This window comes from Anabaenopsis arnoldii, assembly GCF_028331025.1.
GTDB classification, from domain to species: domain Bacteria; phylum Cyanobacteriota; class Cyanobacteriia; order Cyanobacteriales; family Nostocaceae; genus Anabaenopsis; species Anabaenopsis arnoldii.
In genome coordinates this window covers 1-15,499 of the sequence record NZ_JAQMUH010000124.1, presented here as the reverse complement: position 1 = coordinate 15,499, position 15,499 = coordinate 1, and the positions used below count along the sequence as shown (strand labels likewise).

General features: G+C 42.1%; 14 protein-coding genes and 1 tRNA gene. 10 read left to right on the top strand and 5 right to left on the bottom strand.

Features of this window, described 5'->3' with window-relative positions; all coding sequences use genetic code 11:
- The first annotated feature begins 538 nt into the window (after positions 1-538).
- The gene (locus PN457_RS11140) at positions 539-1,090 is read left to right on the top strand and encodes a hypothetical protein (protein WP_271733374.1); all 552 of its coding nucleotides are present in this window, start codon (positions 539-541) and stop codon (positions 1,088-1,090) included.
- Positions 1,091-1,123: 33 nt separating this feature from the next.
- Here the strand turns inward: PN457_RS11140 and PN457_RS11135 are convergent, their stop codons facing one another.
- Positions 1,124-2,008: an alpha/beta fold hydrolase gene (locus tag PN457_RS11135; protein ID WP_271733373.1), complete on the bottom strand. Its 885-nt coding sequence runs from the start codon at positions 2,006-2,008 to the stop codon at positions 1,124-1,126.
- 112 nt (positions 2,009-2,120) lie between these two features.
- Here PN457_RS11135 and PN457_RS11130 point away from each other — a divergent pair, with 112 nt between their 5' ends.
- The 6 genes from PN457_RS11130 (at position 2,121) to PN457_RS11105 (ending at position 8,261) form a co-directional block, all read left to right on the top strand.
- Complete coding sequence (locus PN457_RS11130; protein ID WP_271733372.1) at positions 2,121-2,429, top strand: carbon dioxide-concentrating mechanism protein CcmK; 309 nt, start codon at positions 2,121-2,123, stop codon at positions 2,427-2,429.
- A gap of 66 nt (positions 2,430-2,495) precedes the next feature.
- Positions 2,496-2,846: a carbon dioxide-concentrating mechanism protein CcmK gene (locus PN457_RS11125; RefSeq protein ID WP_271733371.1), complete on the top strand. Its 351-nt coding sequence runs from the start codon at positions 2,496-2,498 to the stop codon at positions 2,844-2,846.
- 361 nt (positions 2,847-3,207) lie between these two features.
- Positions 3,208-4,407 (top strand): HetZ-related protein 2, encoded by a 1,200-nt coding sequence (locus PN457_RS11120; protein WP_417006601.1) that lies wholly within the window; start codon positions 3,208-3,210, stop codon positions 4,405-4,407.
- A gap of 376 nt (positions 4,408-4,783) precedes the next feature.
- Positions 4,784-6,568: a M61 family metallopeptidase gene (locus tag PN457_RS11115; protein ID WP_271733368.1), complete on the top strand. Its 1,785-nt coding sequence runs from the start codon at positions 4,784-4,786 to the stop codon at positions 6,566-6,568.
- Positions 6,561-6,890: a hypothetical protein gene (locus tag PN457_RS11110; RefSeq protein ID WP_271733367.1), complete on the top strand. Its 330-nt coding sequence runs from the start codon at positions 6,561-6,563 to the stop codon at positions 6,888-6,890. The genes PN457_RS11115 and PN457_RS11110 overlap by 8 nt, the downstream gene beginning before the upstream one ends.
- Positions 6,891-6,956: 66 nt before the next feature.
- Positions 6,957-8,261: a murein transglycosylase A family protein gene (locus PN457_RS11105; protein ID WP_271733365.1), complete on the top strand. Its 1,305-nt coding sequence runs from the start codon at positions 6,957-6,959 to the stop codon at positions 8,259-8,261.
- Between the two features lie 291 nt (positions 8,262-8,552).
- Here PN457_RS11105 and PN457_RS11100 read toward each other — a convergent pair whose 3' ends face one another.
- The 4 genes from PN457_RS11100 to trmFO form a co-directional block, all read right to left on the bottom strand.
- A complete protein-coding gene (locus PN457_RS11100) occupies positions 8,553-10,181 on the bottom strand; it encodes a WD40 repeat domain-containing protein (protein ID WP_271733364.1) in 1,629 nt (542 codons plus the stop codon).
- A 287-nt stretch (positions 10,182-10,468) separates the two neighbouring features.
- The gene (locus tag PN457_RS11095; RefSeq protein ID WP_271733363.1) at positions 10,469-10,765 is read right to left on the bottom strand and encodes a Fic family protein; all 297 of its coding nucleotides are present in this window, start codon (positions 10,763-10,765) and stop codon (positions 10,469-10,471) included.
- A 668-nt stretch (positions 10,766-11,433) separates the two neighbouring features.
- Positions 11,434-11,506 (bottom strand) — tRNA-Arg (locus PN457_RS11090).
- A 128-nt stretch (positions 11,507-11,634) separates the two neighbouring features.
- The gene (gene trmFO, locus PN457_RS11085; protein WP_271733362.1) at positions 11,635-12,948 is read right to left on the bottom strand and encodes an FADH(2)-oxidizing methylenetetrahydrofolate--tRNA-(uracil(54)-C(5))-methyltransferase TrmFO; all 1,314 of its coding nucleotides are present in this window, start codon (positions 12,946-12,948) and stop codon (positions 11,635-11,637) included.
- Between the two features lie 129 nt (positions 12,949-13,077).
- On the opposite strand from trmFO, the gene PN457_RS11080 reads away from it, so the two are divergent.
- The 3 genes from PN457_RS11080 (at position 13,078) to trpD (ending at position 15,261) form a co-directional block, all read left to right on the top strand.
- Positions 13,078-13,260: a hypothetical protein gene (locus PN457_RS11080; RefSeq protein WP_271733360.1), complete on the top strand. Its 183-nt coding sequence runs from the start codon at positions 13,078-13,080 to the stop codon at positions 13,258-13,260.
- 167 nt (positions 13,261-13,427) lie between these two features.
- Complete coding sequence (locus tag PN457_RS11075) at positions 13,428-13,694, top strand: DUF7219 family protein (RefSeq protein WP_271733359.1); 267 nt, start codon at positions 13,428-13,430, stop codon at positions 13,692-13,694.
- A gap of 493 nt (positions 13,695-14,187) precedes the next feature.
- The gene (gene trpD, locus PN457_RS11065) at positions 14,188-15,261 is read left to right on the top strand and encodes an anthranilate phosphoribosyltransferase (RefSeq protein WP_271733357.1); all 1,074 of its coding nucleotides are present in this window, start codon (positions 14,188-14,190) and stop codon (positions 15,259-15,261) included.
- Positions 15,262-15,499: the final 238 nt, after the last annotated feature.

Sequence of the window (15,499 nt, the reverse complement as noted above, 5' to 3'; positions counted from 1 at the left end):
GGCGTTTATAGAGTTCTAAAGCTTGGAGATACAAAGAAAGGTTCGGCTTGGTAGTACCGTTTCTTTCTCAATACATTTTCAGTGGTGCTGTATGACATTGACTGAGTGATACATTTGCTCATCCGCTAGAGGATCGGTAAGGTGATGACTGCTGATTTTTATTTTGACAGTTCGTTTGTGGACTCTTCAAGAATCCCCCGGCTTCTAGCCGTGGGGAGTATCAAGATTTTTTTGTGATAGGATGCCACACAAAGGGGTATATTTATGTAAGGCAGCCTGGGAAGTCAGCATTGTTAAAAATATCTCAACAGTTAGGGAGAAGTCGGTAAAACGACTACAGTAGTTAATTTAGCTGCACAATTCACGTAAAATAATAAGTTTATTATTGATGCAGATATTGAAGCTTTTGCCAGTTCATAGGGAAAGCAAAATCACAACTAGATTCGCTCGCTATTGCTGAATGGCGAGAGAAAAATACACCCTAGGGGGAGTCATAAACCACGTCTGCAAAAGAATTACAGCGTTATTGGAGAAAATAATGGTTAAGCAAAATCTATCCGAATCACTACAGCAAGAGGCACAAAAATTGATACTACTTGAAAATGAAGCTGCGGTTGAAGTTACAGCACAGGAAGTTACCGAACAGAATGTTTTAGCAACAGAGCAATTACTTAAACCCAATGATGCTATGTCTAGTTCAAAAGATTTAGAAACTACTGTGGAAAAATTAAAACAAACTCTGGAAGAATATCAAAATAAAGAAAAAACTCTGCAAAAACAAATTGTTGATTTACAATCAAATTTGTATGAAAAGCAAGTATTAACAGAAAGGCTGACTAAAGAACTGCACGAAGCTAAACAAACCGCCCTACAGCTTGCAGAGTCTAACTCTCAATTAATACAACAAAGTAAATCCCACATCCCACTAAAACAGGATAAGTCAGCAATTCCCAAGAAAGAAAGTGCAATCCAAGTCAAAGAGAAATATAATCCAGTTGGCTATAAAAAATCACATCGGGTTCCTGAGCAGCTTGTACAACGTCAAAAAGAAGGTGATAAGTTTGCAGATAATACTTGGTTGTACGATTGAATTCGTAATTCTTAATTAATTATTAATTTGTGATTAATTACGAAATTCGAGAATTTGTTTGGCGGTAACTTCTGGCTGTTCTAAGTGGGGAACATGACCAGCATCTTTGATCCAAACAAGGTTACTACTAGGAATCGCTTGGGTAAACTTTTTAGCGTCCGATGTACCTAAAATTTTATCCGTATCTCCCCATAAGATGAGAGTTGGTTGGACAATGCTGGTAAGCTGCTTTGGTTGAAAAGCGCGATACCCACCACTTTTAGTAAAAGCTATTAAGGCTTGAGTCCAGTTAGGCATTTCTAGGTGTAATGAGGCACATATGCGAGCATCAGTTGAGGCGAGTAACTGATTTTTGTAAGCAGCGCGGGAAATGCGATCGCGTATATGAGGATTACGCAAAAAATTAGCTGCTAAAGAATCCAATGGGGGAAACATCAAGCTTGAGGGTGAACCCCCCTTCAAACCAGCGCTATCGATTAACACGAGTTTTTGCACCAATTCTGGGTAACTCAGGGTAAAATCAATGGCAGCTGCACCCCCCATAGACGCACCCACTAAAATCACAGGTTGGTTAATTAAAGTTTTCCAGAAATAATACAGATGAGTTTTGATAGCCAGCGGACTAAATTGCACATCGGTAATTCTGTCTGTGAACCCAAAGCCTAATAAATCCACAGCCCAGGTTTCATTATCTCTTGGTAGCAGTGGTAAAAGGCGACGGAATTCAAACACAGAACTGTCGAATCCGTGAATTAATAAAATAGGTGTACCGCCACTACCCTTTTGCACATAGGTAGTGGTAATTGGTTGATTAGTTAAAGGAGTGGCGATCGCTTGAGCCTGAATAATTTGAGCCAAGGCGATGGAGGTAGGTTCAGTTAGTTGTCCAACTGTGGGAGGTAAGAAATTAGGAAACATAATTCCTTAGTTTACACCGGGGTGAAGAGAAAATTTTGCTAAATGTCAAAGTTGGTACGAAACCCTCGTACAATTAATATCACTTGATTTTTTAGACTCAGGAGCTAATGCCATGCCCATGGCGGTTGGCGTCATTGAAACCTTGGGCTTTCCTGCTGTACTAGCAGCAGCAGATGCCATGGTTAAATCTGCCGCAGTCACAATTGTGTATTATGGTCAAGCCGAAAGCGCTCGCTTGTTAGTCGCTGTTCGGGGACACGTTGCTGAAGTTCAAAGGGCTGTCGAAGCAGGAATATTAGCCGGAGAACAAGCTTATGGTGGTCAAGTAATTACCCACTATATTGTTCCTAACCCCCCGGAAAACGTCGAGACCATTTTACCGATCCACTTCACCGAAACATCTGATCCGTTCCGTATGTAATAGGTAAATTCCTCAGGACAATAAATTTGTCGCCCCAAATACGTTAATTCATACAGGAGATTACTAATGTCACTACAGGCCGTTGGCGCACTTGAAACAAAAGGTTTTCCTGCTGTACTAGCAGCAGCAGATGCGATGGTGAAAGCTGGTCGCGTCACCCTTGTTGGTTATATCAGAGTCGGTAGCGCTCGTTTTACAGTAAATATTCGCGGGGATGTTTCCGAGGTCAAAACTGCTATGGCCGCTGGTGTTGAAGCTGCGGAAAATGTTTATGGTGGTACTTTGGAATCTTGGGTGATTATTCCCCGTCCCCATGAAAACGTGGAAGCTGTTCTACCAATCGCCTATACAGATCAGGTTCAACAGTATCGGGATTCTGTAGAAAACCCCATCGTGCGTTCATCTAACAGGTTTTGATCCCTTCCCATGTTTTGTATGGGACCAAAATTCAGCTAAACCTTTAATTTACACACCTTAACTCAAAGTTGAGGTGTGTCTATTTTTAGCCTCCGTTGGCATACATCAACACAAAAAACTAGAATTTTCCTCAATTGTGCATAAAGTTAGTCAATCCAGACGTAATAACAATAAAACATCTCAGATGTTCTGATGTCAAAACTAATTTGACCAGAGTAGGGCGGCGTTCCTGGTAAATAGGGAAATTGACTAGCACTATTCCTTGACTGAAAAGCACCCCTTCTAGGGTGGCGAATTTATGCGCCCGTACCTTGGATTTATATTCATGGTGGGGGATACGTTACGAAGGTTCTGGTGATAAGTGGGGGTTGTGATGCCGAGTTTAATACAGGTTCTTGAGGGACGCAAGACAAAGGATAGGGAAAATTTAGCTGATTACTGGGGTAAGCGTCTAGCCGCGGAGTGTCCAGAACAAAGTGTAGCCAACCGAGAAAGTATTATTCTCTGGCTTTTGGGAAGTGATTTAAAATGCTCGGATCAGTTGAATCGCCAACAACTCAACATTGCTCAACAAGAAGGTATTCAGTATCGCTGGAGGATTTTACATCAGCACTACCTGGGCTACGGAAGAGAAGTGGCCTATCGTCACCTACTAATTCGTTTAGCAGGTTTGGTGACATTACGCAATAAGATTCAGACTTGGGTTTCTTTGAGTTGCGATCGCCAGCGTACTGTCATCGATGTGTTACAAGAAGTCTTACAAGACTTATTGCAAAATGATCGATATATGCACCAGCAAATGGCTTGTATAGCTGAATTTACCATCGATCAACGGCTGCGGGATACCCTTTTATTTGCCAGTATAGAAGAGTATTCTATGCGCCCAATACGTAATCAACCCTTACTGCTATACAGATTTGTCAACTACCTGCGGCGAATTCAGCGTGGTGGCTTAACCCAAGTGCCAAATACTGAATTGGTCAAGATGGTTTCGGTACACACCCTCTCAGATAACAGTGAGAATCCCTTGACCCGGGCTGATCATCGAGCGATCGCCCAATATCAAAAGACACAAGAACTAGAAGAACAGCAGATACTGCGGCATCTGGTAAAAAAAGAATTGGCGGAATATTTACGACAAACCCTAGGGAAAGAAGCAGTAGAGTGGCTGAGTTTGTATCTGCAAGGGCAGTCTCAAGATGACATCGCGAAAAAACTACATAAGTCCACCAAGGAAATTTACCGACTGCGAGAAAAAATTAGCTACCATGCTGTGCGCATCTTTGCCCTCAAAGTTAATCCAGAACTGGTTGATAACTGGTTGGCAATATCCCTCCCGGAAAATAATTTGGGGCTAACTGAAAACCAATGGCAGCGACTGTACGAAATCTTAACTCCTATGAAGCGACAGATCCTAGACTTGCGTAAAGCAGGTAACTCTATAGAAGCAACGTCTAAACAGTTAAACCTCAGCCAGCATCAAGTCTTAGCCGAATGGAGAAAAGTTTATCTCGCAGCCCAATCTTTAAGAACTCGGAATACGAACTGTCCCAGGATCTAGGCCAAAGATGGGGAATGTCGCAGATCCGGTTAAATGTGGGAAACTACCTATATATAATCAATCTGAGACTGGTGAAATATGTTCAAAAGTTGACTGTAATTATATGTGCTGAGATTGCGGCAATAGAACAGATAGAAATGTGCCACATAGACAATTCGTTTTCATTCCGCATCTAGTGCTGCGGTAAGGTATACGGAAAATATGCGGCAAAAGTATAAACTCTTACCCATTAATTTCGAGTAACATCCGTGATAACCAGAGCATGGCGAGTGTCAATCAGTCTTAAGTCTACAGTTGTTAACTATTAACTATTGACTATTGACCATTAACTCTTGACTATTAACTATTAAGTGAGGATTTATAACTCTTTTTACACATGATTAAAGCAACAGCACCTCATATCGAGATTGGCATCCAGGAAACAGTACCGGCAATTCATTACCTTGTGGCAATGCCTCAACCAGAAACTCACCTGTTTGAGGTTACATTGGAGCTAACTAACCATTCATCGCAAATTCTTGACTTGAAAATGCCAGTATGGACACCAGGGTCATACTTGGTGCGAGAATACGCGAAAAATCTCCAAGATTTTGCCGCCTTTGCCGGCGATAAGCCTTTAAACTGGCGAAAAATTAGTAAAAACCACTGGCAGGTAAATACAAGTGGTGTTTCACAGTTAAGTGTGCGTTACCGAATCTTTGCCAATGAGCTATCGGTACGGACGAATCATTTAGATAAGACTCACGCCTATTTCAATGGTGCGGCACTGTTTTTTAGACTCCCTACTTGGGAAAGTCTACCAATTCAGATTACCGTCGTACCACCACAGCCAGACTGGCGGGTAACTACTTCTTTACCCACAGTTGGTGGGCAAAGCCATACTTTCTGTGCTAAGGATTTTGATACCCTTGTGGATAGCCCCTTTGAAATTGGTACTCACCAATCATATTACTTTGAGGTTTTGGACAAGCCCCATGAACTGGCTATCTGGGGAGAAGGGAATTTACCATCAGAACGGGTAATTACTGATATCAAAAAAATTATTCAGGTAGAAGCTGAGATGTTTGGGGGTTTACCCTATGACAGATATATTTTTCTCCTGCATTTATTCGCCCAAGCTTATGGAGGATTGGAGCATAAAAACTGTTGTTCATTAATTTACCAGCGTTTTGGGTTTCGCAATCAGGAGAATTACGAGCGGTTTGTGCAATTAGTGGCACATGAATTTTTTCACCTATGGAATGTCAAGCGGATTCGCCCCAAAGGGTTAGAAGTGTTTGATTATGAGCAGGAAAATTATACACCTTCTTTGTGGTTCTGTGAAGGAACTACAAGTTACTATGACTTACTGATTCCTTTGCGAGCTGGCATTTATGATGCTAAGTCTTATTTAAATCATTTGAGTAAGGAAATTACTAGATTTCTGACAACCCCAGGGCGCAAGGTGCAAACACTCGCGGAGTCGAGTTTTGATGCTTGGATTAAACTTTATCGTCCAGATGCCAACAGCAGCAATTCCCAAATGTCCTATTATCTTAAAGGGGAAATGGTTTCTTTGTTGCTAGACTTGTTGATTAGAGCGCGACATGGCAATAAGCGATCGCTTGATGATGTCATGCTGCAAATGTGGCGTAAATTTGGAGAACCGGAACTTGGCTACACCCCGGAAGAGTTACAGGAGGTAGTTGAATCAGTAGCGGGTGTGGATTTGTCCAATTTCTTTGAATCCTACATTAACAGCACTGATGAATTACCTTTTAATCATTACTTCCAACCCTTCGGTTTACATCTGGTAGCGGAACGGGAAGAAGCACCTTATTTAGGTATCAAGGTGAAAACCGAACATGGCCGGGAAGTAATTAAATCTGTAGAAGTGGGTTCACCAGCGCAACTAGCGGGAATTGATCCAGGTGATGAGTTGTTGGCCATTGGGGGTGTGCGCTTAACTGCTAGTCAACTTAATGAGCGCCTCCAAGACTACCAACCACAGGATATTATTGAAGTAACGGTTTTTCACCAAGATGAATTACGTACCCATTCTGTTACCCTGGGTACACCACGCCCTGGTAAATTTGAGATTTTGCCAGTAGCTAATCCCGATAGCTTACAAACAGAGAATGGCGCAGGATGGTTAGGAGTACCGATAGTTAATCTTGGTTGATAGGCGGTTGGGAGGCTTTTTTTGCCTCTCAACCCTGATTATCTGGTTGTTGCAGCTAAAACACACAGATCAAATTCTCGCAGTTGTTGAGTTAGGAAAATATAAACCATACAATTTACACTCAGGAGGATGGCGATCGCCTTCTGAATTTATGAGCATTATACTAAGTAATTTCTCCTGGTCTAATCATGGTGTGTTGCTCAACTTATACCGGTTGATGCTACCAATAATCAGGCTTTTTGATAAAAATATCGCGGTAAGCCGGAAACTCAGCGGTTTTAGTTCTGAGAGTCTCAATGGTGCTTTACAGATTAATGGCTAGTGGCTACCCTAGGGTAATCGATAAATTGCCATTATTATTGATTACCGGTAATTCATGTTTGAGCTTATGCGTATCTTTTCAACCCGAAAACTCGGCTTTACATTAGGTTTTGGTGCTTTTGTGGTCATCAGTACAGCCACTAGTACTTTATTCAGTCACTCAAACAGTGAACCAGGAATTTCAGAACATGAGAATAAAAATTATTTTTTAACTAAATCACAGATTTCCCAAGCTCAAATTTGGCAAAATCCTGTTATTATTCCCCAAATATCTGATTTAAATATTATCTCCCCAAATATCTCTACATCTACAATATCTCAAGGGGGAATACCTGTAAGTTATCCTGTGGTTGACGAGTGGCAAAGGTTCAAGTTTAGTATTCAAGGTAGCCAGGTTTTCAGTCCTGCTAAACTACCCACATCTAATATCAGTTTTCAACAAAGAGATTTATTAACCGTTCTAGTTAACACCAGAAATTATTTTCAAGACAATGCAGACAAAGACCCAAATATTTTTCGCCGGGGTCTGCTGGGTACTCAGGGAGTGAGTGTACAGGATATTGTCAGAACTTTAGATTTTATGATTGCTGTATTAAGGGAGGATATCGCCAACAATCGCATTACCAGGTTAAAAAATCCTGATTTTATTAATGATAATTTTCGGGTGATTAAATGGACTCCCCATAATCCTAGTGACCGGGGACAGAAGCAGGTAAGAATTACCAAATATGCTGTTTTTGAGCATACTGGGTCCCGTACTAAAACTTCTACTTATAATATCCCAATTTATAGTTTAAAAGATGACCAAATTGCTGATAAATTCTATACTAGATATACAAAACAGGATGTTTTATCAGGGATTTATGAGCCGGGTGGTAAAGAATATGGTAGAGTTCAACCCCTGGCTTATTTGACCCGCAATGGGTTAGAAGAAGCTTTAATGCAGGGAACAATTCTGATTAATTTTACCGATGGTACTCAAGGATTTTTCAATGTGGATAGAAATAATGGTATTTCCTATGTCCGGGGATTAAAAGCCACAGCACAACAGCGTTACTGGTATTTTAGAGAGGTGGATGGTATTAAAGGTTACGGACATAATATAAATGCGAAAATATCTATCAAGCCAGGAGTAACTTTTGCTGGGGATGTTTTGAATATGGGCTTAGGTAGAATAGTGGTGATTGAAGATACTAGAGGCGGTCGGCAACATTTACAAATGGGCGTGATTGCCGATACCGGGGGAGCATTTTTACCTAATCTTTATCAACTAGACTTTTTAGCGGGAACCTTTAAGAATCGCCAACAGTTCACCCAGCATATTAGACAATTACCTGAGTTTGCCACAACATACTTTTTAGTGAAGAAGTGATGGCTGTTATTTGCAGGGTAAGGGTTTGAGCCAGTACAATATCCCGGACTTCTCTAAAAAGTCCGGCATATGAAGGGCGATCGCACTAAGTAGTCAGGTTCTGCCGGAAAGTCTCTACTAGGCTACAGCTAGGTAAATACAGCATATTTCATCTGAGTAGGTACAAGGGCGGGCAAGATGCCCACCCGACAAAAGTTGTATCATTTATATCTGTACTTCAGATTCGGTGCAAGGTGCTGTAAATATCCCGGCGGGGTGATCATCCCCTATAGATCAGAATCTGTATATTAGTTAACGCCTTTGCCAAAACTTGATTGTGTTATCCCCACTCCCAGAGGCTAAGGTACGACCATCCGGGCTGAAGGCTACTGAAAAAACCCAACTTGAATGTCCTGTGAGGGTAGCGATTTCCTGACGGGTGGCGACATCCCACAGTTTGATGGTTTTATCCAAACTCCCAGAAGCTAAGGTTTGACCATCCGGGCTGAAGGCTACTGAAAAAACCTCATTTGAATGTCCGGTGAGGGTGGCGATTTCCTCTTGGGTTGCTACATCCCACAGTTTAATGGTTTTATCCCAACTACCAGAGGCTAAGGTTTGACCATTCGGGCTGAAGGCTACTGAACGAACCTCATTTGAATGTCCTTTGAGGGTAGCGATTTCCTGACGAATGGCTACATCCCACAGTTTGATGGTTTTATCCCAACTACCAGAGGCTAAGGTTTGACCATCCGGGCTGAAGGCTACTGACCAAACCGAGTCTGAATGTCCTTTGAGTGTAGCGATTGACCGACCCGTGGCTACATCCGACAGTTTGATGATGGTGTTATACCTAATAGCAGAGGCTAAGGTTTGACCATTCGGGCTGAAGGCTACTGAATGAACCTCATTTGAATGTCCGGTGAGGGTGGCGATTGACGCCCCCGTGGCTACATCCCACAGTTTGATGGTTTGATAACCACCAGAGGCTAAGGTTTGACCATCTGGGCTGAAGGCTACTGAATAAACCCCATATGAATTTCCGGTGAGGGTAGCGATTAACCGCCGGGTGGCTACATCCCAGAGTTTGATGGTATCATCCCTACTACCAGAGGCTAAGGTGCGACCATCTGGGCTGAAGGCTACTGAATAAACCTCACCATAATATGGATAAACCTCACCATCCTCACCATCATAAACCTCACCATGTCCGGTGAGGGTATGCTGCAACTCCCATGAATACAGATTAATATCTTCTTTAACAGGGGAAGCTGTCAAACTTTCTAAATAGCTGCGTAAACCCCCAGAATACAGATCAATATCTTCCTCAACTGCTGGGGAAGCTGTCAAACTTTCTAAATAGCTACGTAAACCTCCAGAATACAGCAAGTCATTGATTTTTACCCTGGCTTCCCCCCCCGTCACTGTCGTCATATTAGTGGGTAAAAACCCTGCAAGGACTAAATGATATTGATTTTGTGCCTCATTCACTGACTCTTGAATTAAAATACAAACCAAAACAGCATTTTTGTTAATTTCTTCTTGACTAATTGACCATTCAAGATCAAATTGACCCTGACGAGCTTTTACCTGAATACCAATAGATGAATCAGCAGTTAGGGTAAAGTCTACCTTACCATCACCACCCTGATATTTTTCATAGTCAACATCCGTGAGCAGATCACGTAAACGGGTTTTAACTACCTCCTCCCCTAGCTTTCCCTTCATGTTGTTAACAAACAGATCACGAATATGAGAGGAGCTACGTTTATATTTATTAGCCATGTCCCAGCAAAAATCCCGTAATTTCTCTAACCTGTCACCGGTGATCACGGTTAACTCACTGTGCTGTCCTGGGTGGTTACACTGGAATAAATTACCGGACTTCAGTCGGTTGATAAAGTCTGTCTGTTGGGCTTGTAATATAGTTTTCCCGTCCATTAGTAAAAATTCGCCTTCATCTGACCAGGAATATTAATCTCACTCAAGGGTAGTGTTTGTTTTTAAACAAGTTTTTGGTTAAGGTAATCTCAGACCTGTTTTATATTGTAGGGTTTCTAGGGTCTTGTAGGGGTATTAATATTAGTCCTAGTTTTAAAATATCAGATAGGATGTCTGTAGTGAGTGTTACTGTGTACTTTGGCGAATTGAGAAAATCACAAAAGATTATTTAACAGCGATCGCCTTTTACAACTCAAGTTTAGGTATGATGGGGATGAAGATATGGTTTATTTTTTAACAGTGCGATAAGTCTGATGAGGGTCATTTGGTTTTTCAGGATTGGTATATTCCAGCAATCCCTCATCAATTAAAGGTTTTAAATGTTTATGTAGCAGGTATTTTCGCTCTCGGTTTAATAAAGAGGCTAATTCATTAGAGGAGTAAGGTTGTATTTTACACAATTGAAGGATGATATGTTTAATTTCCTCCTGCTTGGTGCGACTACCAATCTTCTCTATTTTCTCTTGTAAAGATCTTTTTTGTGTATCAGTGAATAATTCAAGTGTAAGTTGTTCTGGTGTCAATTGAGTACTGTCTTGATAAGGGGTTGAGGACTGTCTTGATAAGGTTTCGCCCTCTACTGTACTACTGTCTTGATAAGGGGTTGAGGACTGTCTTGATAAGGTTTCGCCCTCTACTGTACTACTGTCTTGATAAGGGGTTGAGGACTGTCTTGATAAGGTTCCGCCCTCTACTGTACTACTGTCTTGATTGTGTAATTCATGTTGTCAATACGGTAGGCGATCGCATCCTGATAGTTGTAACGGTTTTAAGTATAGTGGTATCTGTTTGATATCAAGAGTATTAATTTCTCTCTAACTTATACAGCGGATTTCATCTGAGTTAAGTACAGAATGGCGGGCAAGATGCCCACCCCACAACATTTATAATGTTAAGGTGTGTACTTTATTTATTTGCAAAGTGCTGTAAATCACATCTAACCATAAGGGAATCAGCGCTCTACCTGGTTTTACAAAGGCTGAAGCTTTTTCCCCGTAAAATTATACCAAAAAAAGCCAATTATCCTGTGCCGATGACAACAATATCATTTACTAGCACAGGTAAATAATTGGGGAGTGGGGAACGGGTAATATAAATAAAGCCAGTTACACCACTGTTTCTAACCACTGGGTACAGTGGTTTATAAACGACGTTAAGTTAACCCAGTCAAATTATTTGGCAATTAACACAACGAGCGCGGAGGGATTTGAACCCCCGACCCACAGAACCGGAATCTGTTGCTCTATCCACTGAGCCACGCGCCCTAATTTTCTCCTATTATAGCACAAGTTAAAAAATAATTGGTAGGGTGGTGAACAGAATTAAAGAATACCCGGTAACCTACCCATGTACTGAAAAAATCAGCAACCCTCCCTTAGTGAGGGAGAAAAATTTAAAACTGATTTTTCCAGCTGGCTAAATCAGCCAAGGAGCGATCGCGATAACGCCCATAACGCTCCGGCTTACTTTTAATTTTGACACCTAAATCCGGTAAAATCCCAAAATTAGGTGGGATTGGTTGAAAGTGCTTCGGTGATGCTGAACTGATAAATTCTAATAACGCCCCCATCATAGTAGTGGGTGGTGCTGTTAAGAGTTCCTGACCCAAAGCCAACCGCGCCGCATTAGTTCCCGCTAACCAACCATCAGCAGCAGCAGCGGTATAACCTTCAGTACCAATCAACTGTCCCGCCGCGAATAAAGTAGGACGGTGCTTAAATTGTAAGGTGGAGTGGATTAACTGGGGGGCATTAATAAAAGTATTCCGGTGCATGACCCCCAACCGCACAAATTCGGCATTTTCTAACCCAGGAATCAAGCGGAAAACTCGTTTTTGTTCACCCCAGCGCAAGTTAGTTTGAAAGCCTACCATGTTCCACAGTTGACCGGCTTTATCTTCCTGGCGTAGTTGTACCACGGCGTAGGGACGTTCCCCGGTGCGACTATCCGAGAGTCCCACGGGTTTGAGTGGACCGTAGCGCATGGTGTCTTCTCCCCGGAGGGCTTGTTCTTCAATGGGTAAACAAGCTTCAAAAAATTTGGCTGTTTCCCGTTCAAAGTCTTTTAATTCGGTTTGTTCTGCTTGGCGCAGTTCTGACCAAAAGTGCAGATACTGCTGTTTATTCATGGGACAGTTGAGGTAGGCTGCTTCCCCTTTGTCATAGCGGGATGCCATAAAAGCGATATCATGATTTATGGACTCTCCCACAATAATGGGGCTAGCAGCATCGAAAAAGCTGAGGTATTCCATCCCCGTGAACCGGTGTAAATCGGCGGCTAAGTCGGGACTGGTTAAGGGACCTGTAGCTAAAACTACGATTCCTTCGGGAATGGCTGTTACCTCACCCCGGCGAAATTCAATTAAGGGATGTTGACATAGGGTGGCGGTTAGGTCTTGGCTAAATTTCCCCCTATCTACCGCAAGGGCTCCCCCAGCAGGGACAGCGTGTTCATCGGCTTTGGAGATGACTATAGAATTGAGTTGACGTAGTTCGGCGTGTAAGAGTCCTGTGGCGCGATCGCTAGCCATAGCCCCAAAGGAATTACTACATACTAACTCGGCGACATCTTCTGTATGATGGGCTGGACTAAAGCGTTTTGGGCGCATTTCGTGGAGTATTACCGGTACGCCAGCTTGGGCTATTTGCCAAGCTGCTTCTGTCCCAGCTAGTCCACCTCCAATTACTTGTATTGATTGTTTATCCATATTTATAGGTTGAGGTTAGCCAATTTCCAATTGGTGGTGTATATCAATTTTGAGATATTTGGTGTCATACTAATTTTCTATACTAAAACTAAAGTTTGAGCATAATAAAAATTTTTGGAGTGAATACTTATGGAATGGTCGAAAATAGTTGCAATTATTACAGGTGCTATTTCTGTGATTTTAGCGATCGCCTACCTTGTTTTAGTGCAATTGCTAGACTACCGGGATATGAAACCAGCTCCGGTAAGTGAATTAACACCACAGCAAGTTATAGTAGCATTAGCTTCTAATGATGCAGAAAACCTCTGGTAGAAATATTACCCTCCTTGGCTGTTAGAGACACGAGTATTCTTGTCTCTACTCTTTTTCAGTTCATCGATGCACAATAGGGATAGACTTTTGACAAAGTGGCAGAAAATTCATCATGCCAGTTGTTACATTAGTTAATTATTCATCTTTAATTTATAGGGGGTCAACTGATGGCAGAGCCTGATCAGGACGATAAAAAGAATTTTATTTACCCTCGTAGCCGCTATTATGGTCAATTTGAGCCAAAAAACTTAATATTTAACGCCAATCTTCAAGAATTTGCTCAAAAAGTCGGCTACATCTCCAATTTAGAGACATCTGGGAAACTTACACCCCAACAAGCTTATAAACAAATTAAAACTCTTTGGAAACAGTTGAAACGCAGCAAAAAAGAACTGAGCATTGGTAACAAGGTGGAACCCCCAAGCATACCTTAAATTATTTAAAACCCGGGCTAAGTGTCTCAAACTCATCCCGGGTGAGTGACACCACCATATTTTCTGATGGGATTTTGATAATCCAACGGGTGTTGGCTTGACTGTCATAACTTGACTCCATTCCACAAACCACGCCTACTTTGCCCATTACGTAAGCTGGAAGTAGTATTAAAACATGATCCCCGACTTGAACACTGTGTGAGGTATACAAGATTCCCCCTATAAATTCTACACTTCAGGATGAAATTATATAAGTAAAACCCCAAAAATATTTAATTTTAACTAAAACTTGCACATTTTATAACCTTATCTTAATCAAAATGGGCATAAATAATGCATTATCTCTTGCCAGCACCCCGAAAAAAACCGCCATCAAATAGTCAGAATGGGTTTTTTGACTTCCATACCTGATGATTGGCTGCTTTGCCATTTTTCGGTAGGATAGCTCCCATATCCTCAACTAGTGAGGGACACATCACAACAAAGTAATCCTATGGCAACTTCCCCAATCCCGACTCAAGAATCCTCTGTTAACTGGCATCTCCTGCTACAACAATTAATGGACAGTGAATCATTGTCCCGTATTCAAGCTGCTGAGTTGATGCAAGGGTGGTTAACTGAAACCGTCCCGCCTGAATTATCAGGGGCAATTTTAACGGCGCTGAACTTTAAAGGCATTTCCGCCGAAGAGTTGACAGGCATGGCTCAAGTGTTACAGTCTCAATCAAAACAGGGTACTAACGGAGAATCTACCCAAGGGATGATGAACCTCATAGATACCTGTGGTACTGGGGGGGACGGTTCATCAACCTTTAATATTTCTACAGCAGTGGCTTTTGTAGCTGCTGCCTATGGTGTACCCGTTGCTAAACATGGCAATCGCTCCGCCTCCAGTCTGACTGGTAGTGCGGATGTGTTGGAAGCACTGGGGGTAAATCTAACTGCTGCTAGTGAAAAGGTGCAGGGGGCAGTAAAAGAGGTGGGGATCACTTTCTTGTTTGCCCCTGGGTGGCATCCGGCACTCAAAGCCGTTGCTGGTTTACGACGGACTCTCAAAGTCAGAACCGTATTTAATTTACTAGGGCCCTTAGTCAATCCCTTATATCCCACGGGGCAAGTAGTGGGGCTATTTACTCCCAAGCTTTTAACAACTGTTGCCCAAGCATTGCATAACTTAGGTAAACAAAAAGCAATTGTCCTACATGGGAGGGAAAAACTGGATGAGGCTGGCTTAGGAGATATAACCGACTTGGCGGTTTTATCTGAAGGTAAGGTAGAATTAACTACTGTAAATCCCCTGGAAGTAGGTGTAACTCCCGCTGCCATTAGTGCGCTGCGGGGTGGGGATGTCCAAGAAAATGCAGTGATTTTGAAAGCAGTATTACAAGGTAAGGGAACTGTGGCACAACAGGACGCTGTGGCCTTAAATGCTTCCCTAGCCCTGCAAGTGGCGGGTGTAATTCCTTTATTAGACCATGCCCAAGGGGTGAATGTGTCTAGGGCAATTCTTGAGAGTGGTGCTGCTTGGCAAAAATTAGAACAGCTAGTTGAGTTTCTGCAGGATTAACTTTTGAGCCTGATTAGTGACTGAAATAATCGGTTCGGACATGAGCTAGTCCTAAGCTGACTATTTTATGGACAAAACTATACTTATATTGACAAGCGTTGACATAAGTGAGTTAAGAAAATCGCCCACTTGATATATAATCCTACGATATCAAGTATTGAATTAAGACTATTGCCAACGCGAAAACCAAGCAATGATAGCGGTAGTCTTTCTTGTAAATCTTAAGAGAAATATCGCG

What these genes read in the sequence shown, in the direction of transcription:
- PN457_RS11100 (WP_271733364.1), bottom strand. Translation starts at nt 10,181, where the DNA reads ATGGACGGGAAAACTATATTACAAGCCCAACAGACAGACTTTATCAAC.
- PN457_RS11140 (WP_271733374.1), top strand. Translation starts at nt 539, where the DNA reads ATGGTTAAGCAAAATCTATCCGAATCACTACAGCAAGAGGCACAAAAA.
- trmFO (WP_271733362.1), bottom strand. Translation starts at nt 12,948, where the DNA reads ATGGATAAACAATCAATACAAGTAATTGGAGGTGGACTAGCTGGGACA.
- PN457_RS11075 (WP_271733359.1), top strand. Translation starts at nt 13,428, where the DNA reads ATGGCAGAGCCTGATCAGGACGATAAAAAGAATTTTATTTACCCTCGT.
- PN457_RS11135 (WP_271733373.1), bottom strand. Translation starts at nt 2,008, where the DNA reads ATGTTTCCTAATTTCTTACCTCCCACAGTTGGACAACTAACTGAACCT.
- PN457_RS11130 (WP_271733372.1), top strand. Translation starts at nt 2,121, where the DNA reads ATGCCCATGGCGGTTGGCGTCATTGAAACCTTGGGCTTTCCTGCTGTA.
- PN457_RS11105 (WP_271733365.1), top strand. Translation starts at nt 6,957, where the DNA reads ATGCGTATCTTTTCAACCCGAAAACTCGGCTTTACATTAGGTTTTGGT.
- trpD (WP_271733357.1), top strand. Translation starts at nt 14,188, where the DNA reads ATGGCAACTTCCCCAATCCCGACTCAAGAATCCTCTGTTAACTGGCAT.
- PN457_RS11115 (WP_271733368.1), top strand. Translation starts at nt 4,784, where the DNA reads ATGATTAAAGCAACAGCACCTCATATCGAGATTGGCATCCAGGAAACA.
- PN457_RS11125 (WP_271733371.1), top strand. Translation starts at nt 2,496, where the DNA reads ATGTCACTACAGGCCGTTGGCGCACTTGAAACAAAAGGTTTTCCTGCT.
- PN457_RS11080 (WP_271733360.1), top strand. Translation starts at nt 13,078, where the DNA reads ATGGAATGGTCGAAAATAGTTGCAATTATTACAGGTGCTATTTCTGTG.